Origin of the sequence: Campylobacter sp. 2018MI13 (assembly GCF_018501135.1) — a bacterium.
Lineage (GTDB): Bacteria > Campylobacterota > Campylobacteria > Campylobacterales > Campylobacteraceae > Campylobacter_E.
On sequence record NZ_JAHCZC010000240.1, the window covers coordinates 1 to 434 of the forward strand.

Below are 434 nucleotides of genomic sequence, written 5' to 3' on the forward strand. Positions count from 1 at the left end.
CAAGAGAAAAGGAATCAAGGTGAGCGGATAAGCTCCACAGAGGTTTAATGCTCCGCATCCTCGTTCAAGCGAGCGCGTCCAAGCAGCATCATATGGACGGTGGGTGCGACTTTCAACGTAGCAGCTTGTTCCGATTTCTTCATTTGCACTCATTTCTTTGATGCGGGCATAAGCCGACAGAAAAACGGTCTGTTGTGCTTCCATCAAAAAGCAGCTCTGTCTTTCAGCAAGCAGAAACAATTCGTTTGCTCCGACTTTGTGTTTGGTGAATGGGCTATCGATCAAAACGTGCTTTTTGTTTTCAAGCGCAAGTTTTGCTCCTTCATAGTGATTTGTGTTTGATGTCGGAACAAAAATTGCATCAACGTCCGGACTTTGGCAAAGTTCCGAATAGCTTTCAAAAACCGGGACATTGATGAGATTTTGCTTTTCCT

At 44.7% G+C, this 434-nt stretch carries 1 protein-coding gene; it reads right to left on the reverse strand.

Translation table 11 applies throughout. The annotated features are described in order from the left end of the window. Positions 1-434 (reverse strand): Gfo/Idh/MocA family protein (locus KJQ99_RS09830; protein WP_214150728.1); only part of this gene is annotated, 434 nt, incomplete at both ends.